Source organism: Maricaulis alexandrii (genome assembly GCF_005871165.1).
Classification (GTDB): Bacteria; Pseudomonadota; Alphaproteobacteria; order Caulobacterales; family Maricaulaceae; genus Maricaulis; species Maricaulis alexandrii.
Genome location: NZ_SWKP01000005.1, coordinates 213936 through 234653, shown reverse-complemented (window position 1 = coordinate 234653; position 20718 = coordinate 213936). Strand labels below are relative to the sequence as shown.

Sequence of the window (20718 nt, the reverse complement as noted above, 5' to 3'; positions counted from 1 at the left end):
TCTAGGCCTCCATATCGGGCACGAGCTCGCCCGACACCCCGTCTGCCAGCAAGCGCCCGTCCCGCGTCAGCCGGATGCGTGACCCGTTCTGCTCGACGAAACCCTGCACCTTCATGCGCGCCAGCCCGTCCGCGTCCACGCTCATGCCGGTCGCCGCTGCCAGCCGGTTGAGATCGAGCCCCTCAACGACCCGCATGCCCATGAGAATGCGTTCCGCCGCGTCATCGGCCGGGCTCAGACAGCTCTCTTCATGGCGGACCGGCCCCGCGCGATAATCCGCCGGCCGGCGCAGTGCCTCGCTGGCAATCCGACCGGCATGCGTGCTGCGGCCCAGGCGTCCATGGGCGCCCGGACCCACACCGATCCAGTCGCCCCCCGCCCAATAGAGCGTGTTGTGAACCGAGCGGTCCCCGACTGAGCGGGCATGATTGGAAATCTCATAAGCCGGGAAGCCCGCCGCCTCGCACACGGATTGGGTCAGGTCGAACAGGTCCGCCCCCAGGTCCTCGGTCACGGAGAGTTCCTCGCCGCGGCTGGCCCGCTTTCCGAACGCGGTGGCGGGCTCGATCGTCAATTGATAGGGCGAAAGATGGCTGACCCCGCTGGCGAGAGCCTTCCTCAACTCCCCTTCCCAATGGGCCTCGGTCTGGCCGGCCCGGGCATAGATCAGGTCAAGAGAGACCCGGTCAAAGACGGACAGAGCCGCCTCGATCGAGGTCTCGCCCATGCGGGCATCATGATCCCGGCCCAGCGCGACCAGGGCGGCATCATCAAAGCTCTGAACCCCCAGGGAGAGCCGGTTGATCCCGGCCGACGCCATGCCGGCAAACCCGTCCTGGTCTTTCGGATTGGCCTCCAGGCCGATCTCCGCCCCGGTCTCCAGCCCCCACAAGCGGTCCGCCGCCTCGATCACCTGACCCAATTGGTCCGGTGTCATGAGCGAGGGCGTACCACCGCCGAAGTGCAGGCTCACCAGGGAGCGCGAGCCGGTCCGCGCGCGCCAGGCGGCCATGTCTTCGAGTATGGCAGCCAAAAGCGCGTCATCATCACCGCGCGGGCGGTAGACATTGAAATCACAATAAGGGCAGATCCGGGCGCAATAGGGCCAGTGAACATACAGTCCCAGCGCATCGCCCGGATGAGTCAGACCGTCCATCACGCGCCCAGTTCAGCGGCGGCCATCAAGGCGAGAGCCCGTCCGCGATGACTCAATGCCCGCTTTTCCGCGGCCGACATTTCCGCAAAAGTCCGCGTCTCGCCCTCCGGCTGAAAGATCGGATCATAGCCGAAACCGGCCTCGCCTCGTGGCGGCCAGACGATCTCACCCACCACTTCGCCGCGATAATGCGCCATCGATCCGTCCGGGCGGGCAAGGGCGATCACACAGACGAAGCGCGCGGTCCGGTCTGCCGCATCGCCCAATTCATCCTGCACCATCTGCATGGCCCGGCCGAAATCCCGGGGCTCGCCCGCCCAGCGGGCCGAATAAATGCCCGGCGCCCCGTCCAGCGCATCCACAGCCAAGCCGGAATCATCTGCCAGACACACCAGGCCCGTCGACTCGCAGGCCGCCCGGGCTTTCAACCCGGCATTGCCCTCGAAACTGTCTTCCGTCTCTTCCGGCTCCGGCAAATCCAGGTCCGCAGCGCTTTTCAGGGCGATTCCAAACGGTGCCAGAATATCACTCAACTCTTTGATTTTGCCCGCATTATGGCTGGCGAGCACCCATGTTTCAGTCCCTGCCATGAGGCTGTCTGGCTCCCGGTTTTTATCGCCTTTCGAAAAATTCATATCGAAAAACGATATTTTTTGCTTGCGCGTCCGAATGTTTCTGTTTATCGATAAACAACAAGGACGGGAGACACCGTCCCACACGCAAGACAGATAACGTGAATTGGTCAGATACAAGAGAAAGGAAACAGGAGATGGTCAGGTCCAACAATTCCAGCTTTCGCACGGTCGCGTCGATCGCGGTCAATGTGATGTTGCTGGTTTCGGTGGCTGCCGGTGCGTTCTACGCGATTGCCCCGGTTGCTGCATGATTGCTAAGGACGGGTGAGGCCTGACGAACGGAGCGCCGTTCACAGGCCTCATCTGCGACACGGGAAGGGGCGGGCATGAAAACACTGGGCCAAGGCTCAATTGCCTCCATCATCAAGGTGGTGCTCGATATTGTCTGGTATCTCGCCTGGATTCTCCTGGCGATTGCGGCGCTGGTCATCCTGGCAGCCGGGGCAACGCTGATCATGGATCTGTTGGGCTATTCGCCCGGTCCGGTCACCGTGTTGCTGGAAGATATCCGCGACAATGGCTGGCTGTTCCCGATCCTGGTGGCGGAAATCATCGCCGTGATGATCGTGATCGATCGTCTGCGCCGGATTTTCTCGACGCTGATCGCCGGCGATCCCTTTGTTCCGGAAAATGCCGGACATCTGCGGATCATTGCCCTGGCGATCGCGGGCTTCCAGATCCTGCGTCACGTCACGCAGGGGGCGGTGGCCATGCTGCTGACCATGCTCGGTCAGCCGGTCATCGGCGGACAGGAGCTGACAGCGAGCTGGAATGTCGACCTCGGGGCCTGGTTTGCAGTGGCCGCCCTGCTGGTCCTGGCGGAAGTCTTCCGCGAAGGTGCGAAAATGCGCCAAGAACAAAAACTGACGATTTAGGGGGACGCACACATGCCAATCCGCGTCACCCTCGACCGAATGCTCCTCGAGCGCCGCATGTCCCTGACAGAGCTGTGCGATCGCGTGGGTATCACCATGGCCAACCTGTCCATCCTGAAGACGGGCAAGGCCAAGGCCGTCCGCTTCTCCACCCTGGAAGCGCTCTGCCGCGAACTCGGCTGCCAGCCTGGCGATCTGCTGAGTTTCGATGATGAGGATGATGAGGACCAGGACGCCGCCGAATAGGCGTACAGGTCACAATGAAATCCGGCCGGGTCAAACCGGACGGGTCAGACGGCGGGGGCGGGCCTGCAAGGTCGCCCCTTCCCAAGAGTAGCCTTGCGGGCCGTTTTCAGCCCCCCAGCGCGCTCCCGCCGTCTGTCTTTATCGCCGGCGAACCGGCGATATCCGTGTCTCAGCCCTTCAGGGCTGCCATCTGCAAGGCGCAGAGATCCGCGACACCGGCCTTGGCCAGCGAGAACAATTCGGTGAAATCGCTCTCCGGGATCGGCTTGTCTTCCGCCGTTGCCTGAATTTCGACGATACCGCCATTATCCGTCAGCACAAAATTCGCATCCGCTTCGGCGCGGCGGTCTTCCTCATATTCCAGGTCCAGACGGGTTTCCCCGTCGATCACACCACAGGAAATCGCGGCGAGCTGGCCATAAACCGGATCGCTCTTGAGAACGCCTTCCTCGAGCAAATAGCCGGTGGCCTGTTTCAGGGCGACCCACGCGCCCGTGATCGCGGCGGTCCGGGTGCCGCCATCGGCCTGCAGCACGTCGCAGTCAATCGTGATCTGGCGTTCGCCCAGGGCTTTCAGATCGACCACGGCGCGCAGGGAGCGGCCGATCAGGCGCTGGATTTCCTGGGTCCGGCCGGACTGTTTGCCGGCTGCGGCTTCCCGGCGCGAACGCGTATGGGTCGAGCGCGGCAGCATGCCGTATTCCGCCGTGACCCAGCCCTTGCCACCGCCACGCAGCCAGGGCGGCACGCTTTCCTCGATCGAGGCCGTGCACAGGACATGCGTCCCGCCGAACCGGGCCAGGCAGGAGCCTTCCGCATACAGTGAGGCTCCGGCCTCCAGCGTTACAGCCCGCATCGCATCGCGCGCCCGTCCCATTGGTCTCATGGTCTCTCTCCGTCAGGTGTCTGGCTAGGCTGGTAGACGGATGCGCCGCCTGCTTCAAGCGCCGGCGACAAGACGCGGCGCATCAATAGGAATTGAACCTTGCGCCGGGCGCGACTAATTCAAGGGCATGAACCCGATACCGCACGCATCCGCGCTGTCCGCCCTGGATGACCGCATGCGCACGATCTTCCGCGAGATCGTGGAAGCCTATCTGCGCTCGGGCGAACCAGTGGGCTCACGCACCCTGTCCCAGACCGGCAATCTCTCCCTCTCCCCGGCCTCGATCCGCAACACAATGGCGGACCTCGCCCAGCTGGGCCTTCTGTCCGCGCCGCATTCCAGTGCCGGCCGCATGCCCACCCATGCGGGCCTGCGACTCTTTGTGGACGGTCTCCTGCAAGTCGGTGAGCTGACCGAGGACGAGCGCAAGGCGATCGAGGGCAAGGTCGTCCGCTCAGGCCGCACCACACAGGACCTGCTGTCCGAGGCTTCCGCCCTGCTCAGCGGGCTGGCCGGCGGAGCCGGCCTGGTGGTCACGCCGAAACGGGAAGCCCCGCTGCGCCATGTCGAATTCGTGCCCCTATCGGCCCAGGAAGTCCTCGGCATTCTCGTCTTCGAGGACGGCTCGGTGGAGAACCGCCTGATGCGCACGCCGGAGGGCATGTTTCCGGCCACACTGGTGGAAGCGGGCAATTACCTCTCCGCCCGCCTCAAGGGGCGCAGCCTGGACGAGGCGCGCAAGGCCATCGCCCAGGAAATCGACGAGCGCCGCGCCCAGCTGGATACGGCGGCGGAAACCCTGGTCAAACAGGGGCTCGCCGACTGGACGGGCCGCAAGAATGATCGCGCCCTGATCGTGCGCGGCCAGGCGCGCCTGCTGGAAAGCGTCGATGCCGCCGGCGATCTGGAACGCATCCGCATGCTGTTCGAGGATATCGAACGCAAGGAAGAACTGATCACCCTGCTGGACAAGGCGCGCGACGGGGACGGGGTCCGCCTCTTCATCGGCGCGGAAAACCCGCTCTTCAGCCTGTCGGGTTCAAGCGTGATCGTGGCTCCCTATATGAACTCGGAACAGGAAATCATCGGCGCGCTGGGTGTAATTGGCCCCACGCGTTTGAACTATGCCCGTGTTATTCCGCTGGTCGACTACACAGCCCGTGTCGTCGGCCAGATCCTGGACGGCACGCGACGAGAGTGAAGAACGATATGAGCGACAACGAAAACATCACGCCGGACACAGAAGCCGAAGAGACCGAAGCCCCGGCCGAAGACAATTCGCCGGAGGCCGTGATTGCCGAGCTGACGGCTGAACTGGACACGCTGCGCGACGATCGCCTGCGCGCCCTGGCGGATGCGCAGAACACGCGCCGCCGGGCTGAAAAGGAAGTGGCCGACGCCCGCGCCTATTCCGTGTCCAGCTTCGCCAAGGACATGCTGGACGTGGCCGACAATCTGTCCCGCGCCCTGGCCGCCCTTGAGCCCAGCCAGCTGGAGAACGCCTCGGACGCGCTGAAGAATTTGGTCGAAGGCATCGCCATGACCGAGAAATCGCTGCTCTCCAAGATGGAGCGTCACGGCGTGAAGATGATCGACCCGGCCCCGGGCGATGTGTTCGACCCGAACCGTCACCAGGCCGTGGCCCAAATCCCGTCGGACCAGCCTTCCGGCAAGATCGCCTCCGTCATGCAGACCGGTTTCGTGATTGGCGACCGCACCTTGCGGGCCGCCATGGTCGCCGTTTCGGCGGGCCAGCCCGGTGGCGGTTCGGCAGGTGATTCCGGCGGCAATGTCGACGTGAAGGCCTGACGAACCCGTTCCGGCGATCCTTGACTTGGGTCCGGGATCGCCGCCTCATGCTTTCCGACCGCGACGGCTGCGGGTCGGGGAGTTGATTTCATGACCATGATTGAACTGGCAGGGCTGACCACCTCTGCCGTGCCGGGTTTCGATGCGGATTCGGCCGTCTCGGCCTATCTGGCCACCCTGGACGGGGCAGCCCGCGAACGCTCTGATTCCTATTTCGAAGGCGGCTACTGGCTGATCCTCATCAATGCCGCCGTCGGCCTGGTCGTCGCCTTCATTCTTCTTCAGAGCGGGTTTGCCCGCACTGTGCGCGACAAGGCCGAGGCCTGGATGCCCTGGCGCTGGCTGGCCATCCCGCTTTTCGTCATCGCCTGGTCGCTGGCCACATCCGTCCTGACCTTCCCGCTGACCCTCTATGAAGGCTTCATCCGGGAGCATGCCTACAATCTCTCGACCATGACCCTGCCGGCCTGGTTGGGAGAATGGGCGATGCAGCTCCTGGTCAGCACGATCATGGGCGCGGTTTTCCTGACGGTCTTCTACGTCATGATCCGCGCCGCCAAGGCCGCCTGGTGGTTGTGGGGCGCCGGTATCGCCATCGTCTTCATGGCCTTCGCGCTCCTGATCGCCCCGGTCTATATCGAACCCTTGTTCAATGATTACACGCCGATGGAAGAGGGCGAGCTGCGCGACGACATCCTGGCCGTCGCCCACGCCAACGGCATTCCGGCCGATGATGTCTATGTCTTCGACGTTTCGCGCCAGTCCAACCGGATCACGGCCAATGTCTCCGGCCTGTTCGGCACCACACGGATCGCCCTGTCCGATACGCTGGTCGAACAAGCGGACGCGGATGAAGTCCTCGCCGTGATGGGCCATGAGATCGGCCATTACGTGCTCAATCACATCTGGGAAATGTTCATCTATTTCGGCGTCTTGCTGGCGCTGGGCCTGGCCTTTGCCGATGGTCTGTTCAAATGGGCCAACAAACGGTTCGGACAGCGCTGGGGGGTCAAGGATATCGGCGATATTGCCGGCCTGCCCCTGCTCAGCGCTTGCCTCACGATCTTCTTCCTGGTCACGACCCCGGTCTACAATCGCATCGTCTACACCAATGAGGCCGAGGCTGACATTTTCGGGTTGAATGCCGCCCGCGAACCGGACGGGTTCGCCACCGTGGCGCTGCGCCTGTCCTCCTATCGCAAGATCTCGCCTTCGGGCTGGGAGGAATTCATGTTCTTCGACCACCCCTCCGGCCAGTCCCGGGTTGCCATGGCCATGGACTGGAAAGCCGGCCAGCTGGAGATGGGCGCCGATGACCAGTCCAGCGATCTGCGCATCGACCGTGCCGAACAAATCTCGGCAGAGCTGGAAGCGGCGAATTCGGATTAAGAGATCAAGGCGATAGGCAGCGCCCTCTCGCCAGATCGGCCCGGCTCAGACATGATGCCGGTCTGCGCTTTGCGAAGGAAAGAGCATCATGCTGCCGAATTGGGCGATGCAGGCCATGAACCTTCTGACCCAGGGCTTCATCCTGACCCTGGGCGGCCTGGCGATAGTGGCGCTGGCCTTTTATATCGCCGATATCAGCCAGACGAGGGATGCGGTGCGGCGGAACTATCCGCTGGTCGGGCGCTTCCGGAACCTCTTCACGCATCTGGGCGAATTTTTCCGCCAGTATTTCTTCGCCCTGGACCGTGAGGAGCTGCCCTTCAACCGGGCTGAGAGGCAATGGATCTATCGCGCCGCGAACGGGCAGGGTGGCACCATTCCCTTCGGCTCCACAAAACCGATGGACAAGCCGGGCACGGCCATCTTTCTGAATCACCCCTTCCCGCCCCTGGACGATCACGCTGCCGAGACCCAGCCCTTGCGGATTGGTGCCGGCGCTCGCCAGCCCTTTGATGCGCCGTCCTTCTTCAATATCTCCGGGATGAGTTATGGAGCGCTCTCCAAACCGGCGGTCCGGGCCCTGTCCCGGGGTGCCGCCAAGGCCGGCATCTGGATGAATACGGGCGAGGGCGGTCTGTCCTCCATGCATCTGGAGGGCGGGTGCGACATCGTCTTCCAGATCGGAACAGCCAAATACGGGGTCCGCAACGGGACCGGCGGACTGAGCGATGACAAGCTGAAGGTCATCGCAGGCCATGACCAGGTCCGCATGTTCGAGCTGAAACTCGCCCAGGGCGCCAAACCGGGCAAGGGCGGTATCCTGCCCGGCGCCAAGGTCACCGAGGAAATTGCCGCCATTCGCGGGATCGAGCCCGGTCAGGCCTCCATCTCCCCCAACCGCCATCCCGAATTCGACGATGCCGACGGCCTGCTCGACATGATCGGCCATATCCGCGAGGTCACGGGAAAGCCTTGCGGTTTCAAAGGCGTGATCAGTGATCCGGCCTTCCTGGAGGAGCTTTTCGAGGCCGTGACACGGCGCGGGATCGAGCACGCTCCGGACTTCATCACGGTCGATGGCGGGGATGGGGGAACGGGCGCTGCGCCCATGGCCCTGATGGACAATGTCGGCCTGCCCCTGCGCGAAGCCCTGCCCATGCTGGTCGCACTACGCGATCAGTACGGGCTGAAGGACCGGATCCGGGTGATCGCTTCCGGCAAGCTTCTGGTCCCCGGACATGCCGCCTGGGCGATTGCCGCCGGCGCCGACTTCATCCAGTGCGCGCGCGGCTTCATGTTTTCCCTGGGCTGTATCCAGGCGCTCAAATGCCATCGCAATACCTGCCCGACCGGTGTGACCACGCATGACAAGCGGTTGCAGCGCGGCTTGGTCGTGAAGGACAAGGCGGAAAAGGTGGCGGAATATGCCCGGACCATCCGCGAACATGTTGAAATGATTGCCCACTCCTGTGGAGTGGCAGAGCCGCGCGAGCTGCGTCCACACCATGTCCGCATCGTGCTGGGCGATGGGCGGTCCGTTCCGATGGCCAGCCTGCCGCCCCTGCCGGCCCGCCCCGGCAATGCCTTTCTGGACCCGGAGAACACACCCTGAATGGCCGTCGCCCTGTTTGCCCTGCGGCTCGTGCATACGCTGATCGTCGTCGTCTGCATCGCCATGCTGGTGCCACTGGCACACTATGCCCTGACAGGAAACGGGGGCCGGTGGGCGGTGCTGGCCCTCCTGCCCCCGCTGGGGATATTGATCGGCATCCTGCTCAATCGCGGGACCTGCATCCTGCAGACCCTGGCCTGCCGCATGACCGGGCGGACCGAGGGCTGGGAGCGGGATGTCTTCTTCCTGCCGGAAAGCTGGGCCCTGAAGGTGATCCCCGTCATGGTCCCGGTGTTTTCCGTCGTCGTCCTGGGCGCCCTGGCCCGGCGATTGTTCGGCTGAACCCGGCCTAGCAGGCGCGGTATTCGCCATTGCGCCAATAGGTGCATCCATCGCGATTATTGACGTAATAATAGCGGTTTGCGCGTTCATCGAGATAGAGGCGCGACTGGTTCGGATTGTCCTCCGTCCAGCGGCAACCGCCCTCGGACCGGCAACCGGCATAGGCGCCGGCGGCCCCGCCGACCACACCACCGATGATGGCCCCGGACTCCGCATCGCCGGACCCGGTATTATTGCCGATGACAGCCCCCGCTGCCGCCCCCATGGCTGCGCCGGTGGCCGCGCCGCGCGTGGTGGCACCACAGGCGGTCAGGCTCACAGCGGCGATCGAGACGAGTATAACAGACTTGTACATGGCTACGTCTCCCATGCTGGTTGGACATGAAAGAGCAACGCGTGGGACCCAAAACCGTTCCGCCGGAGCACCACAATGGCATCAGGGCGGGCCCGGAACCGGCACAGAACAGACCCGAAACGGTATCAGGACAGGTTCAAGACGCGTTCAAGCCGGGATCGTGACCCGGCGCATGGTGAGATTGATGCGGCCGCCGCCGGAAAACGCGTCCGGGGGCAGAAGGGTCGAGGTGCCCGGATAGATCCGGTCGACACCGTGATAGCAGCGCCGGGCGGCACCGCCGAGCACGACGACATCACCGGATGACAGGACCAGCGACGAGGTCCGGCCCTTGCGTTCCGGTCCGCCGATGCGGAAGCGGGCCTTGTCCCCCAGCGAGACCGAGACGACCGCGGCGTCCGTGGCCTCTTCATCCCAGTCGACATGGAGACCCATCTTGCTGTCCGGCCCGTACCAGTTGACCAGACAGGCTTCCGGCGGAGCCGGGTAGTCCGCGACGGCGGTCCAGAGATCGAGCAGGGCCGGCGGCAAGTCGGGCCAGGCCGTGCCGGTTTCCGGATGGGCCGGCTCATAGCGATAGCCCTTGGCCTTGTCGGTCACCCAACCCAGCGGACCGAAATTCGTCATCTTCACCGACAGGGGCTGGCCCGTGCGCGGCATGGTGGGGCGCCAGAAGGGCGCGTCCTGCGTCGCCGCCATGACGGCCTCGATCAGAGCGGTCTGGGCAGCGCGGTCGAAATAGCCGGGCAGGAAACGGAAGCCGGACGGGGGAGGAACAGGGGTCGCCATGACGCGGAAGATGGGACAGACCCGGTCCCGCTTCCACCCGGAATCTGCGCAAATCCGGGGCATGAAGAGCCCGAAACCCGCCTATTTCGCGCCGAATGCACCGGAATCTGCATGTTATATGAAGCCGCCCTTGCGTCCTCACCCTCCCCTCCCTAAATCGCCTACCAAGCGCGGGGTTATTCCCTGCGAAACACCTGAACCACGCCGGCGGCGGCATCGCCGGTTTATCAATGACGATCCCGAAGGGGACGGAACGCGTCAGGCGCGGTGCTTTTGAAAAAGGCCGACCTCGACAGCCCCGGTCCCGCTTGGAAAAAACGGAGAGACGATCAATGAGCAAGGTCATCGGCATCGACCTGGGTACGACCAACTCCTGTGTGGCTGTTATGGAAAACGGCCAGCCGAAGGTCATCGAGAATTCCGAAGGTGTGCGGACCACCCCGTCCGTCGTCGCCTTCACCGAAGACGGCGAGCGCCTGATCGGCCAGCCGGCGAAACGCCAGGCCGTCACCAACCCCGACTACACGTTTTTTGCCATCAAGCGCCTGATCGGCCGCACGATGGACGACCCGACGGTCAAGAAGGACATCGACATGGTGCCCTATGCGATCGTCCCGTCCGACAAGAATGACGCCTGGGTCAAGGGTCGCGACAAGAAATACGCCCCGTCCGAGATTTCCGCTTTCACCCTTCAGAAGATGAAGGAAACCGCTGAATCCTATCTGGGTGAAACGGTCGAGAAAGCTGTCATCACGGTTCCGGCCTATTTCGACGACGCCCAGCGCCAGGCCACCAAGGACGCCGGCAAGATCGCCGGTCTGGAAGTCCTGCGCATCATCAACGAACCGACCGCTGCTGCCCTGGCCTATGGCCTGGACAAGGGCGAGAACAAGACGATCGCCGTGTTCGACCTCGGCGGTGGTACGTTCGACGTCTCCGTCCTGGAAATCGGCGATGGCGTGTTCGAGGTGAAGGCCACCAATGGTGACACCTTCCTCGGCGGTGAAGACTTCGACATGCGCATTGTCGAATACCTCGCGGACGAGTTCAAAAAGGAAAACGGTATCGACCTGAAGGCCGACAAGCTGGCTCTCCAGCGCCTGAAGGAAGAAGCCGAGAAGGCCAAGAAGGAACTCTCCTCGGCCACCTCCTATGAAGTGAACCTGCCCTTCATCACGGCCGATGCCTCGGGTCCGAAACACCTGAACATCAAACTGTCCCGCGCCAAGCTGGAAGCCCTGGTGGAAGACCTGGTCAAGCGCACGCTGGATCCGTGCAAGAAAGCCCTCAAGGATGCCGGTCTGAGCGCCTCCGACATTGACGATATCGTCCTCGTCGGCGGCATGACCCGCATGCCCAAGGTGCAGGAAGCCGTGAAAGGCTTCTTCGGCAAGGACCCGCACAAGGGTGTGAACCCGGACGAAGTCGTCGCCATGGGTGCCGCCATCCAGGCCGGAGTTCTGCAAGGTGACGTGAAAGACGTCCTGCTGCTCGACGTGACCCCGCTGTCGCTGGGCATCGAGACGCTGGGCGGTGTCTTCACCCGCCTGATCGATCGCAACACCACGATCCCGACCAAGAAGTCGCAAACCTTTTCGACCGCGGACGACAACCAGACCGCCGTGACCATCCGGGTCTCCCAGGGTGAACGCGAAATGGCGGCCGACAACAAGCTGCTCGGCCAGTTCGACCTGGTCGGCATCCCGCCGGCCCCGCGCGGTCTGCCGCAGATCGAGGTGACCTTCGACATCGACGCCAACGGTATCGTCAACGTGTCCGCCAAGGACAAGGCGACCGGCAAGGAGCAGGCGATCCGCATCCAGGCCTCCGGTGGTCTGTCGGATGACGAGATCGACAACATGGTCAAGGACGCCGAGGCGAATGCCGACGCGGACAAGAAGCGCAAGGAACTGGTCGAGGCCCGCAATGGTGCCGAAGCCATGGTCCACCAGACCGAGAAACAGCTCGAAGAGTTCGGCGACAAGGTGCCGGGCGAGGACAAGGACGCCATCGAGGCAGCCCTGACCGAGCTGAAAGAGGTCAAGGATGGCGAAGATCTCGAAGCCATCCAGCAGAAGACCCAGGCCCTGGTCCAGGCCGCGATGAAGCTCGGTGAAGCCATGTATGCCGCCCAGCAGACCGAAGCGGCTGAAGGCGACGCCAAGGCGGATGCCGAGGGCGATGATGACGTGGTCGACGCGGAATTCTCCGAAGTCGACGACGAAAACAAGAAGGACGGCTAAGGTCCGGAAATGCGGGGCGGTTGCACAGCAGCCGCCCCCTCTCTTCCGGCCTTGAGGTGTCCAAATGGACCGTCCCGATCCGATCTCCGCTCCGTTTGGAGCCTTTGCGCTTTCCGCCTTTCCGGAACGCCTGCGGCGACTCCCCATGTCGCTGCCGCTGAATGGGCTGCGCCGCGCTGCCGAGACGGTCGTGCGGCGGGTCCTGATGGCCGGCGGACGCGAGATCGCGGATATCGAGGTCTTCCCGGGCCAGTTTGCCCGCCTCCATCTGCGCGATAACCGGTGCGAAAAGCGCGTCTTTGCCGGGTCGAGGACCTGGGATGATGCCGAGCGGGCGGAAATCCGCCAACGCATTGCGGCCCATGCGGGCGATACGCCGTTTGTCTTCGTCGATGCCGGCGCCAATGCGGGGCTTTACACCCTGTCCGTACTGGCTGACGCGCAAACCCTGGGCAAGCCGGTCACGGTGATCGCGGTGGAACCGGATCCGGAAAACCGGCGGCGGCTGGAATTCAATCTGACCGCCTCGACCGCGAAGGATGTGACCGTCGCCCCGGTCGCCCTTGGCGCCGAGGCCGGCGAGGCCCATCTGTCGGTCAGTGGCCGCAATCGCGGCGAGGTCCATGTCGAGCAGGATGGCGATGGGGTCACGGTACCGCTGCGCCCCCTGCGCCAAGTCCTGGCCGAGAACGGAATTGACCGCGTCGATGTCATGAAAATCGACATCGAAGGCTATGAAGCGCCCGTGCTTGACGCGTTTTTTGCGGAAGCTCCGCGAAACCTGTGGCCGGGCATGATCTTGATCGAGACGCGGCACGACGCCGCGATCGAGGACAGCGCCGCCGGACTGTGCCTGAAGCATGGTTATGGCGTCGCGCAACAAATGCGGCAGAACGCGGTTCTGGTTCTGCAAAACGGTGAAGTTTGATGAGCAAGCGTGATTTCTACGAAGTCCTGGGTGTCGACCGCGGTGTCGACGAGAAGGCGCTGAAGAGCGCCTATCGCAAGCTCGCCATGCAATACCACCCGGACCGGAATCCGGGTGATGCGGAGGCGGAAGCCAAGTTCAAGGAAGTCGGCGAGGCCTATGCGGTCCTGTCCGACGCCGACAAGCGCGCCGCCTATGACCGGATGGGCCATGCCGCCTTTGAACAGGGCGGAATGGGCGGCGGTCAGGGTCCGTTTGGCGGCGGGGCCGGCGCGGCCGACTTTGCCGATATTTTCGAACAGGTCTTCGGCGAAGCCTTTAATATGGGCGGCGGCCGCCGGGGTGGCGGACGCGCCCGCTCCGGCCCGGCCCGCGGCGCCGATCTGCGCTTCGACATGGAAATCTCGCTGGAAGAGGCCTTCAACGGCAAGGATGCCACCATCACCGTGCCGACCGCCATGCATTGCGAACGCTGTGACGGGCAGGGCAATGAGCCGGGCACGGATCTGGAGACCTGCGGCACCTGTCACGGCGCCGGGCGCATCCGCCGCTCCCAGGGCTTTTTCACGATGGAACAGACCTGTCCGCAATGCGGTGGCCGGGGCCAGTATGTCAAAACCCCCTGCCAGGACTGTGACGGCGTCGGCCGGGTGCGCAAGAACCGCACGCTGAACGTTACCGTGCCCGCCGGTGTCGAGGACGGTACCCGCATCCGTCTGGCCGGGGAAGGCGAAGCCGGCGCCCGCGGCGGCCCGCGCGGCGATCTCTACATCTTCATTTCCGTCACCCCGCACGAGATTTTCGAGCGCGACGGACCCAATCTCTATTGCCGCGCCCCGGCCTCCATGGTGCAGGCCGCGCTGGGCTGTTCCATGCAGGTGCCGACCATCGAAGGCGGCAAGGCCGAGATGAAAATCCCCGAAGGCGCCCAGACCGGACGCCGCATGCGCCTGCGCGGCAAGGGCATGCCCCGCCTGCGCGGCGGCCCGCGCGGCGACATGGTGGTGGAGCTCTTCGTCGAGACACCCCGCAATCTGTGCGACCGTCAGAAAGAGATCCTGAAGGAATTCTGCGACCTGTCCGGCGAGGGCTGCAATCCGGACAGCGCCGGCTTCTTCAACAAGGTCAAACAATTCTGGGACGACGTCACCACAGATGACGGCCGCCCCAACGCGAATTGATCCCATCGCTTTTTGCAAGCCGGCGACCGGGTTCGGGATGACAGATCAGGGGGATACGCGTACCAATCCCTGAATGGACGCGACACCTGATACCCGTTCGGACCCGGCTCCCGCGCCAGGGCCCGGCAGACCCGGCTTTTTCCAGCCGGCGGAAGTGCATTTTTTCCGCTGGTCACCACTGGGCTTTTTGCCGACCACGCTGATCCTGTTCGCGCTGGTCTATGGCGGTTATGTCCTGATTGCCGAGACCACGAACGGGCCGGGCCTGTTCGAATTCACCGAAACCGGGCAGGCCCTGCTGACGCGTGTCGCCTGGATCGCTTTTGTCCTCTCCCTGATCTTCACGGCCGGTGTCGCCTTCAGCGAGACCGGGCGCCGGCTGTGGGCCGCCGAGGCTGCCGATCTGGCAGCAGCCCTGGGCCAGGCGGATGGCGGCGAAGACGCGCTGGCGCTGGCGGACGGGATTCCGGACACTTGGCGGCGACGCTATCTGACGGCCTTCATCATCGGTGCGGTGGCCGGGCTGGGCTTCAATATCTTCATGATCCTGGCCAATGGCTTCACCCTGCCGGACTATGTCAATTCGGTCGGGCTCTGGTTCCTGATTGTCTCGCCCTTCCTCTACGGGATCGGGTTTCGCGCCGGCGTCGACGTGGCCCGGGAGAGCCGCACGATCAAGGCGCTGATCCGCAATCATCTGAGCGTCGACCTGTTCGAGCTGGACCGGCTGCAAGTGTTCGGCCGGATCGGGCTGCGGGCGGCCCGGACCTGGATGATCATGGCCGCCATCATCCTGCTTTTCCTGATCAATCCGAACGCGCCGGACCAATTGTTCGCCGCCGACCAGTTGGGCATGACCATTCCGGTGGTCGGTGCGTCGATTGTCGGCGGTCTCTTCCTGCTGACCAGCGCGCTGCATCCCGTCCACCTGAAGATCCGTGCCGCCAAACAGGCCGAACTCGACCGCGTGCATGCGCAAATGGCCGAGATGCGGGACAAGGCGCTGGCCGGGGATGCCGACGCCGCCTCGGCCCTGGCCGGCTATACCGATTACGAGATCTGGGTGAACAATCTGCGCGAATGGCCGGTCTCGGCCGGGATCACGACGCGGTTTTCGCTCTATATCCTGCTGCCGGTCATTCCCATCATCGGCTCCTATGTGTTTGAAAACCTGGCAGACCAATTCATCAGCGGAGGCGGGCTATGAGCCGTGACATCCAGATCGCCCTGCTGGGCCTGACCGGCCGTCTGGGCGGCGCCATCGGCCGGACCATCCTCGCCACGCCCGGCTTTGCGCTGAGCGGCGCAGCCGTGCGCGCCGGCTCACCCGTCGAGGGCGGGGATATCGGTCGCTATCTGACCGGGGAATCCAATGGCGTCACCGCTGTAGTCTCCCTCGAGGACGCGATGTCCGACTGTGACATTGTCATTGATGCCAGTCTGCCCGAACTGACGGAAGCCGCCGCCAAGATATTGGCTGAAAAGGGAAATATCCCGTTTGTCAGTGGTGTGACAGGATTGAATTCCAAACAGCAGGACGGGCTGGTCAAGGCGGCCGGAACCATCCCCGTCTTACAGGCCGGGAATTTTTCCCTGGGCGTGGCCATGGCCGAACGCCTGGTGCGCATGGCCGCCAGCCTGCCGGCTGCCGATTGGGATATCGAGATCGAGGAAAGCCATCACCGGATGAAGGCCGATGCCCCGTCCGGCACGGCCCTCATGCTGGGCCAGGCCGCTGCGCAGGGCCGCGGTGAGGCGTTGGACGATGTCGCCGATTGGGCCCGTCACGGCCATACCGGTGCCCGCGAGACGGGCCGGATCGGGTTTGCCGTCACACGGGGCGGCGGCATCATCGGTGAGCACGCCGTGCGCTTCCTGGCCGAACTGGAAGACATCACCATTGCCCACCGCGCCCATGACCGCGACGTGTTCGCCCGCGGTGCCGTGGAAGCGGCCCGTTGGATACTGAATGAGGGCGAGCCCCGACCCGCCGGCCTCTATTCCATGCAGGATGTGGTCAGGGGCTGATCCCCGGCCTCATTCCGGACTGCGCGCCAGCCAGCCGCGCGCCCGGACCGCCTCGGTCCGCGACCGGCTGACCGGGACGGTTTCCCCGCTTGTCAGGGTGAGCTTGATGTCCCGGTTCTGGCGGCGGGCCTGGGCCACGGCGCGATCTGCGACCCACCAGGACCGGTGAACCTGTTCGCCATCCTGGCCGTGCAGTTTTTCAAGGGCATCGGAGAGGCGGCCGCGGACATAGTGGCGGGTCCGGGCCGTCCGGATTTCCAGATAATGGTCCTCGGCCCGCACGAAGAGCAGATCCTTCGCTTCCCAGCCCGTCTGCCAATCCCCCAGGCCGGGTGAGACCAGCAGTCCCGGCGCCCCGTCTTCCGGCGGTGCCAGGACGACGCGTCCGGCAAAGCCCCGTTTCAGGAGCAGAACCAGAAGCGCGATCGGCATGACAACCGGAGCGAGGAAGACAAAGAAATCGACCAGCGGATCATTGGCCTTGGGCAGAAGCGGCGTCGATTTCAGAGCGTGCAGTTCCAGGGTCAGGGCCAGATTGCACAACAGAACCGCAAAAATGAGGCTCGCCCACCGCCAGGTCCGGGTCCGGGGCACGAGCCGGGACAGACCGTATTCGATCAGCCAAGGCTGGGTCAGCATCAGGAAGGCCACGACAGTCCAGAGCGCCAGCCGGTGCGGCACGCCCAGCTCGTCCGTATCGAACGCGCCGGCGGTGGAAAACGCGAAGGCGAGCACCGCCACGCCCAGGCCGAGATAGCCCAGCTGCTGCCAGAGCGGGAGGGGCCGAACACGGCCTTCCGCCATTGGCGGACCCTTCGCGACATATCCGGACACTTCACGACTCCCGGGGCGAAACCGCCCGGGCACGCACGCTAGGTCCGGGCATCGCTGTCCCGGCCTGGATGTGCCGGGATGCTGTTCAAAGACCTATCGGACTTACCAGGAGTTTTCCATGCAGCTTTACCGCCTTTACCTCATTCCACTCACCCTGCTCACCCTTGCCTGCCTGGCCAGCGTGCCGACAGACGCCCTGGCGCAGGAGCGCCGCCAAGTGCCGGAGTTCACCCTGCATGGCGAGCCGGCCCGGCCCGGCGACGAGGCCGAGTTGCGCGCCTTCCTCGAAACATTCCGGGACCGCTGGGCCGACCAGGACACGGCGGGACTGATGGCGATGCACACGCCGGATACGGAATGGATCAATGCCTATGCCCGCATGTTCCAGGGTCGCGATACGCTGGGCAATTTCCTGGAAGAGCGCCTGTTTCCGGCTTTTGATCCGGACGTATCGCGGGACGAGTCCGCCCTGATGCAACTCATCTCCATCCGTTTCCTCGGACAGGACGGGGCCGTCCTCCACCTGTACACGGACAGCCAGCGCGGCGTGTCCCGCAATGGCGGGGAAAGCGCACGTCGGACGCATTTCCACCTCGTCCTGCAGCGGGAGGGCACGGACTGGCGGATCGCCCATACCGCCATCATGGATGCCCGCAGCTGACGGGCACAGACCGGGACCGGGCCGGGCGTCCGGGACGTTCGGCCCCGCTCCTGTCAAGTCCTGACATTCGAGCCGTTGTTGCACGTGAAACACAGACGGACGGGCCAGACTTGCCAGTCCAGCCAGAAGCTGACATCTTCCCGACACGAACAAATGGTTTCAGGGGGTGTCAGTGCGTCGTGCCGAACGTCTCATCCGGATCGTCCAGGCCTTGCGCGAAGCCGCGCCGGGCGCGGTGACAGCCCATGAGCTGGGCCACAAGTTCGAAGTCTCCGAACGGACCATTTATCGCGATATCGCGCACCTGATCGGATCCGGCGCGCCGATCGATGGCGAGGCCGGGGTCGGCTATGTGCTGCGACCCGGTTTCGACCTGCCGCCCCTGACCTTCTCCTATGAGCAATTGGACGCGCTGGCCCTGGGCGCCCGCCTGGTCAAGGCGACCGGCGACAAGGATCTGGCCGCTGCGGCGGCAGAGGCCCTCGCCAAGATCGAACGTGCCCTGCCGGACACGCATCGCCAGCGCCTGCGCTCGACCCCGCTCTTTGCCAGCTTCCTGGACGAGACCGTTCGCCCGGAAGCCTTCGGCCCGGTGCGCAATGCCATCGCCAACAAGCGAAAGCTGCGCGTGGTCTACAAATCCCTGTCGGACGAGCTGAGCAAGCGGGTCATCCGTCCGCTCGCCCTGACCTGTTTCGGCCGCGTCTGGCTGCTCTCGGCCTGGTGCGAGCTGCGCCAGGACTTCCGCCATTTCCGCACCGACCGCATTGAGCGGCTCACCGTGCTGGCGGAAAGCTTCGAGGATGAACCGGGCAAGCGGTTCGAGGACATGCGGGACGCGGCCTGAGGCCTACCAGCTGCCGGTATTCTCCATCGACGCCCAGGGTTCCTGCGGCGGCAGGGCACCATTGCGCTGGAGGAGTTCCACGGAAATCCCGTCCGGCGAGCGCACGAAGGCCATGTGGCCGTCGCGGGGCGGGCGGTTGATCGTGTAGCCCATGTCCATCAGGCGCTGGCAGGTCTCATAGACATTGTCCATGCGGTAGGCGAGATGACCGAAATTGCGGCCGCCCGAATACTCTTCCGGGTCCCAATTATGGGTGAGTTCGACACAGGGCAGGCCTTCCGGCAGCGGACCGCCTTCATACCCGGCCGCGGCGACATCTTCCGGTGTGGCCAGGAAGACCAGGGTGAAACGGCCGGCCTCGATATCCTTGCGGCTGACCTCGGTCAGGCCGAGGCCTTCGCAATAGAAGCGCAGGCTGGCGTCCAGATCCGAAACACGGACCATGGTGTGCAGGTAACGCATGATGTGTCCCCTATTCGCTGTCGGGTTTTGACGACCGCGTATCCGGTCGTGCCTTCACCGCCCATTTGGGGCGTTTGCGCGGAATGGCAACATCGTCGAGCGGTTCGCCGCGCGCGCGGGCCAGGGCCGGATTGAAGGGTTCCGGGCGCCGCGCATGGTGCAGGCGGGCCATCAGGAACCCGCACAGGGCCCAGATGCCGCAGAAACCGAAGAACATGTAGAACATCCAGGGATAATAGCCCTCATCATACCAGGGCCCGGCCTCCAGCCCGAGCACGAGAATGGGCCAGAGCGCGACCAGACCGAGCGCGGCCGGCGGCGTCACCAGGATGGCCAGCACCAGAGCGCCGGCAATGTAGAGCGCCCAGCGCGGCTCATAAGCGGCGACATAGAGGCGCTCGAACGTGGCGGCATCCACGCCTTTCACCGTTTTCGGCTTGGTGTCACAGCGTTCGGCATATTCGATCCGCGCATCCTCCATGAGGCGGCGGCGCGAGGCGACCCAACGGATGAGGAAGGCAGCGGCGGCCAGAAGACCGATGACCGCAGCCAGGAAGAGCGGATGATCCATCATCCGGGCAATCTAACTTGCTGCGGCCTCATAGGCGAGCATGGCGCGCTTGCGTTTCACACCCCAGTGATAGCCGGTCAGCCGGCCATTGCTGGCCAAGACGCGGTGACAGGGTATGAGCCAGGAAATCGGATTGGCCCCGACAGCCGCCCCGACGGCCCGCGAGGCCTTCGCGGTGCAGACCGTCTCGGCGATCGCCTTGTAACTGGTTGTGGCCCCGGCCGGAATGTCCAGAAGGGCGCGCCAGACCTGTCGCTGCCAGGGCGTGCCATAGAGCGCCAGCGGGATCGGATCGCTGTCCCGGGGCGTAAAGATCCGCTCCGCCCATTGCCGGGCCAGATCATCATCCCGGGCATAGTCGGCAGCGGGATAGCGGCTGCGCAAATCCTCGAACCCGGCCTCCACATCCGGATCGGCAAAGGCGAGGGCGGACAGGCCGCGCGGCGATATCAGGAAGACCGCATCCCCGAACGGGCTGGGCGCCACGCCCCAGACAAAGCTGAGACCGGCCCCGCGCCGTTTCGCATCGCCCGGCGTGACGGCTTCATGCGCGATGAAGAGATCATGCAGCCGGCCAGGGCCCGACAGGCCCGCATCGAACGCGGCATCCAGAAGATTGGCCCCGTCATCCAGCGCCGAACGCGCCGCCTGATGGGCCAGGGCCCCGACATATTTCTTGGGACTCATCCCGACCCAGCGCGTGAAGACCCGCTGGAAATGGTGCGGGGAGAGGCCGGCAGAGCGGGCCGCCGCATCCAGATCGGGATGGGACTGCCAGTTCTCGCCGAGGAATTCGAGCGCGTCGGCAATCCGGTCAAAATCGCGGCTCGACTCATCGAGCGTGTAGGACATCGTGTTCATGCCGCCAA

Annotated in this window: 23 protein-coding genes; 14 read left to right on the top strand and 9 right to left on the bottom strand. The window is 64.3% G+C overall.

From position 1 onward, the window contains the following. Position 1 precedes the first annotated feature (1 nt). Both hemW and rdgB read right to left on the bottom strand, forming a co-directional pair. Complete coding sequence (gene hemW / locus FCS99_RS04560) at positions 2–1156, bottom strand: radical SAM family heme chaperone HemW (RefSeq protein WP_138510892.1); 1155 nt, start codon at positions 1154–1156, stop codon at positions 2–4. Next, the gene (gene rdgB, locus FCS99_RS04555) at positions 1156–1746 is read right to left on the bottom strand and encodes an RdgB/HAM1 family non-canonical purine NTP pyrophosphatase (RefSeq protein ID WP_138510891.1); all 591 of its coding nucleotides are present in this window, start codon (positions 1744–1746) and stop codon (positions 1156–1158) included. The genes hemW and rdgB overlap by 1 nt, the downstream gene beginning before the upstream one ends. 371 nt (positions 1747–2117) lie before the next feature. Here rdgB and FCS99_RS04550 point away from each other — a divergent pair, with 371 nt between their 5' ends. Beyond that, entirely contained in the window at positions 2118–2666 is a 549-nt protein-coding gene (locus FCS99_RS04550) for a DUF2975 domain-containing protein (protein ID WP_138510890.1), read from the top strand. 12 nt (positions 2667–2678) lie between these two features. Beyond that, the gene (locus tag FCS99_RS04545; protein WP_138510889.1) at positions 2679–2912 is read left to right on the top strand and encodes a helix-turn-helix domain-containing protein; all 234 of its coding nucleotides are present in this window, start codon (positions 2679–2681) and stop codon (positions 2910–2912) included. 169 nt (positions 2913–3081) lie between these two features. Here FCS99_RS04545 and rph read toward each other — a convergent pair whose 3' ends face one another. Then, positions 3082–3798 carry a ribonuclease PH gene (rph, locus tag FCS99_RS04540; protein WP_138510888.1) on the bottom strand — a complete coding sequence of 239 codons (717 nt, stop codon included), beginning with the start codon at positions 3796–3798 and terminating at the stop codon, positions 3082–3084. A 127-nt stretch (positions 3799–3925) separates the two neighbouring features. Between rph and hrcA the strand changes: the two genes are divergently transcribed. The 5 genes from hrcA (at position 3926) to FCS99_RS04515 (ending at position 8950) form a co-directional block, all read left to right on the top strand. Beyond that, positions 3926–4999, top strand: coding sequence for a heat-inducible transcriptional repressor HrcA (gene hrcA / locus FCS99_RS04535; protein ID WP_138510887.1), 1074 nt, complete (start codon positions 3926–3928; stop codon positions 4997–4999). An 8-nt stretch (positions 5000–5007) separates the two neighbouring features. Then, positions 5008–5607: a nucleotide exchange factor GrpE gene (locus tag FCS99_RS04530; protein ID WP_138510886.1), complete on the top strand. Its 600-nt coding sequence runs from the start codon at positions 5008–5010 to the stop codon at positions 5605–5607. A 90-nt stretch (positions 5608–5697) separates the two neighbouring features. Beyond that, entirely contained in the window at positions 5698–6996 is a 1299-nt protein-coding gene (locus tag FCS99_RS04525) for a M48 family metallopeptidase (protein WP_233352655.1), read from the top strand. 88 nt (positions 6997–7084) lie between these two features. Next, positions 7085–8608, top strand: a complete 1524-nt coding sequence (locus FCS99_RS04520) for an FMN-binding glutamate synthase family protein (protein ID WP_138510885.1) — start codon at positions 7085–7087, stop codon at positions 8606–8608. Next, positions 8609–8950 (top strand): hypothetical protein, encoded by a 342-nt coding sequence (locus FCS99_RS04515; RefSeq protein ID WP_138510884.1) that lies wholly within the window; start codon positions 8609–8611, stop codon positions 8948–8950. A 7-nt stretch (positions 8951–8957) separates the two neighbouring features. Here FCS99_RS04515 and FCS99_RS04510 read toward each other — a convergent pair whose 3' ends face one another. Together FCS99_RS04510 and FCS99_RS04505 are read right to left on the bottom strand one after the other, a co-directional pair. Next, on the bottom strand, positions 8958–9305 hold the full coding sequence (locus tag FCS99_RS04510) for a YMGG-like glycine zipper-containing protein (protein ID WP_138510883.1): 348 nt from the start codon (positions 9303–9305) through the stop codon (positions 8958–8960). Between the two features lie 147 nt (positions 9306–9452). Further along, complete coding sequence (locus FCS99_RS04505) at positions 9453–10094, bottom strand: alpha-ketoglutarate-dependent dioxygenase AlkB (protein WP_138510882.1); 642 nt, start codon at positions 10092–10094, stop codon at positions 9453–9455. A gap of 332 nt (positions 10095–10426) precedes the next feature. Between FCS99_RS04505 and dnaK the strand changes: the two genes are divergently transcribed. The 5 genes from dnaK (at position 10427) to dapB (ending at position 16474) form a co-directional block, all read left to right on the top strand. Continuing rightward, positions 10427–12337 (top strand): molecular chaperone DnaK, encoded by a 1911-nt coding sequence (dnaK, locus tag FCS99_RS04500; RefSeq protein WP_138510881.1) that lies wholly within the window; start codon positions 10427–10429, stop codon positions 12335–12337. Positions 12338–12401: 64 nt separating this feature from the next. Further along, positions 12402–13265: an FkbM family methyltransferase gene (locus FCS99_RS04495; protein ID WP_138510880.1), complete on the top strand. Its 864-nt coding sequence runs from the start codon at positions 12402–12404 to the stop codon at positions 13263–13265. Then, a complete protein-coding gene (gene dnaJ, locus FCS99_RS04490; RefSeq protein WP_138510879.1) occupies positions 13265–14446 on the top strand; it encodes a molecular chaperone DnaJ in 1182 nt (393 codons plus the stop codon). The genes FCS99_RS04495 and dnaJ overlap by 1 nt, the downstream gene beginning before the upstream one ends. A 154-nt stretch (positions 14447–14600) precedes the next feature. Continuing rightward, the gene (locus FCS99_RS04485) at positions 14601–15653 is read left to right on the top strand and encodes a hypothetical protein (RefSeq protein WP_138510878.1); all 1053 of its coding nucleotides are present in this window, start codon (positions 14601–14603) and stop codon (positions 15651–15653) included. Then, positions 15650–16474 (top strand): 4-hydroxy-tetrahydrodipicolinate reductase, encoded by an 825-nt coding sequence (gene dapB, locus FCS99_RS04480; protein WP_138510877.1) that lies wholly within the window; start codon positions 15650–15652, stop codon positions 16472–16474. Before FCS99_RS04485 ends, dapB begins: the two co-directional genes overlap by 4 nt. A gap of 9 nt (positions 16475–16483) precedes the next feature. Here dapB and FCS99_RS04475 read toward each other — a convergent pair whose 3' ends face one another. Then, the gene (locus tag FCS99_RS04475; RefSeq protein WP_138510876.1) at positions 16484–17308 is read right to left on the bottom strand and encodes a LytTR family DNA-binding domain-containing protein; all 825 of its coding nucleotides are present in this window, start codon (positions 17306–17308) and stop codon (positions 16484–16486) included. A 118-nt stretch (positions 17309–17426) separates the two neighbouring features. Between FCS99_RS04475 and FCS99_RS04470 the strand changes: the two genes are divergently transcribed. Both FCS99_RS04470 and FCS99_RS04465 read left to right on the top strand, forming a co-directional pair. Continuing rightward, the gene (locus FCS99_RS04470) at positions 17427–17969 is read left to right on the top strand and encodes a YybH family protein (RefSeq protein WP_138510875.1); all 543 of its coding nucleotides are present in this window, start codon (positions 17427–17429) and stop codon (positions 17967–17969) included. Between the two features lie 172 nt (positions 17970–18141). After that, positions 18142–18816, top strand: a complete 675-nt coding sequence (locus FCS99_RS04465) for a helix-turn-helix transcriptional regulator (protein ID WP_138510874.1) — start codon at positions 18142–18144, stop codon at positions 18814–18816. A 3-nt stretch (positions 18817–18819) separates the two neighbouring features. On the opposite strand, the gene FCS99_RS04460 is transcribed toward FCS99_RS04465, so the two are convergent. From FCS99_RS04460 to FCS99_RS04450, 3 genes are read right to left on the bottom strand one after another with little or no spacing between them, the layout of a single operon-like run. Then, positions 18820–19278 carry a VOC family protein gene (locus FCS99_RS04460; RefSeq protein WP_138510873.1) on the bottom strand — a complete coding sequence of 153 codons (459 nt, stop codon included), beginning with the start codon at positions 19276–19278 and terminating at the stop codon, positions 18820–18822. A 10-nt stretch (positions 19279–19288) separates the two neighbouring features. After that, entirely contained in the window at positions 19289–19852 is a 564-nt protein-coding gene (locus tag FCS99_RS04455; RefSeq protein ID WP_138510872.1) for a hypothetical protein, read from the bottom strand. Positions 19853–19861: 9 nt separating this feature from the next. Beyond that, complete coding sequence (locus tag FCS99_RS04450) at positions 19862–20710, bottom strand: methylated-DNA--[protein]-cysteine S-methyltransferase (RefSeq protein WP_138510871.1); 849 nt, start codon at positions 20708–20710, stop codon at positions 19862–19864. Positions 20711–20718: the final 8 nt, after the last annotated feature.

Excerpts from the sequence above, each read along its gene's own strand:
- hemW (WP_138510892.1), bottom strand. The coding sequence starts at position 1,156 with ATGGACGGTCTGACTCATCCGGGCGATGCGCTGGGACTGTATGTTCAC.
- rdgB (WP_138510891.1), bottom strand. The coding sequence starts at position 1,746 with ATGGCAGGGACTGAAACATGGGTGCTCGCCAGCCATAATGCGGGCAAA.
- FCS99_RS04550 (WP_138510890.1), top strand. The coding sequence starts at position 2,118 with ATGAAAACACTGGGCCAAGGCTCAATTGCCTCCATCATCAAGGTGGTG.
- FCS99_RS04545 (WP_138510889.1), top strand. The coding sequence starts at position 2,679 with ATGCCAATCCGCGTCACCCTCGACCGAATGCTCCTCGAGCGCCGCATG.
- rph (WP_138510888.1), bottom strand. The coding sequence starts at position 3,798 with ATGAGACCAATGGGACGGGCGCGCGATGCGATGCGGGCTGTAACGCTG.
- hrcA (WP_138510887.1), top strand. The coding sequence starts at position 3,926 with ATGAACCCGATACCGCACGCATCCGCGCTGTCCGCCCTGGATGACCGC.
- FCS99_RS04530 (WP_138510886.1), top strand. The coding sequence starts at position 5,008 with ATGAGCGACAACGAAAACATCACGCCGGACACAGAAGCCGAAGAGACC.
- FCS99_RS04525 (WP_233352655.1), top strand. The coding sequence starts at position 5,698 with ATGACCATGATTGAACTGGCAGGGCTGACCACCTCTGCCGTGCCGGGT.
- FCS99_RS04520 (WP_138510885.1), top strand. The coding sequence starts at position 7,085 with ATGCTGCCGAATTGGGCGATGCAGGCCATGAACCTTCTGACCCAGGGC.
- FCS99_RS04515 (WP_138510884.1), top strand. The coding sequence starts at position 8,609 with ATGGCCGTCGCCCTGTTTGCCCTGCGGCTCGTGCATACGCTGATCGTC.
- FCS99_RS04510 (WP_138510883.1), bottom strand. The coding sequence starts at position 9,305 with ATGTACAAGTCTGTTATACTCGTCTCGATCGCCGCTGTGAGCCTGACC.
- FCS99_RS04505 (WP_138510882.1), bottom strand. The coding sequence starts at position 10,094 with ATGGCGACCCCTGTTCCTCCCCCGTCCGGCTTCCGTTTCCTGCCCGGC.
- dnaK (WP_138510881.1), top strand. The coding sequence starts at position 10,427 with ATGAGCAAGGTCATCGGCATCGACCTGGGTACGACCAACTCCTGTGTG.
- FCS99_RS04495 (WP_138510880.1), top strand. The coding sequence starts at position 12,402 with ATGGACCGTCCCGATCCGATCTCCGCTCCGTTTGGAGCCTTTGCGCTT.
- dnaJ (WP_138510879.1), top strand. The coding sequence starts at position 13,265 with ATGAGCAAGCGTGATTTCTACGAAGTCCTGGGTGTCGACCGCGGTGTC.
- dapB (WP_138510877.1), top strand. The coding sequence starts at position 15,650 with ATGAGCCGTGACATCCAGATCGCCCTGCTGGGCCTGACCGGCCGTCTG.
- FCS99_RS04470 (WP_138510875.1), top strand. The coding sequence starts at position 17,427 with ATGCAGCTTTACCGCCTTTACCTCATTCCACTCACCCTGCTCACCCTT.
- FCS99_RS04460 (WP_138510873.1), bottom strand. The coding sequence starts at position 19,278 with ATGCGTTACCTGCACACCATGGTCCGTGTTTCGGATCTGGACGCCAGC.
- FCS99_RS04455 (WP_138510872.1), bottom strand. The coding sequence starts at position 19,852 with ATGATGGATCATCCGCTCTTCCTGGCTGCGGTCATCGGTCTTCTGGCC.
- FCS99_RS04450 (WP_138510871.1), bottom strand. The coding sequence starts at position 20,710 with ATGAACACGATGTCCTACACGCTCGATGAGTCGAGCCGCGATTTTGAC.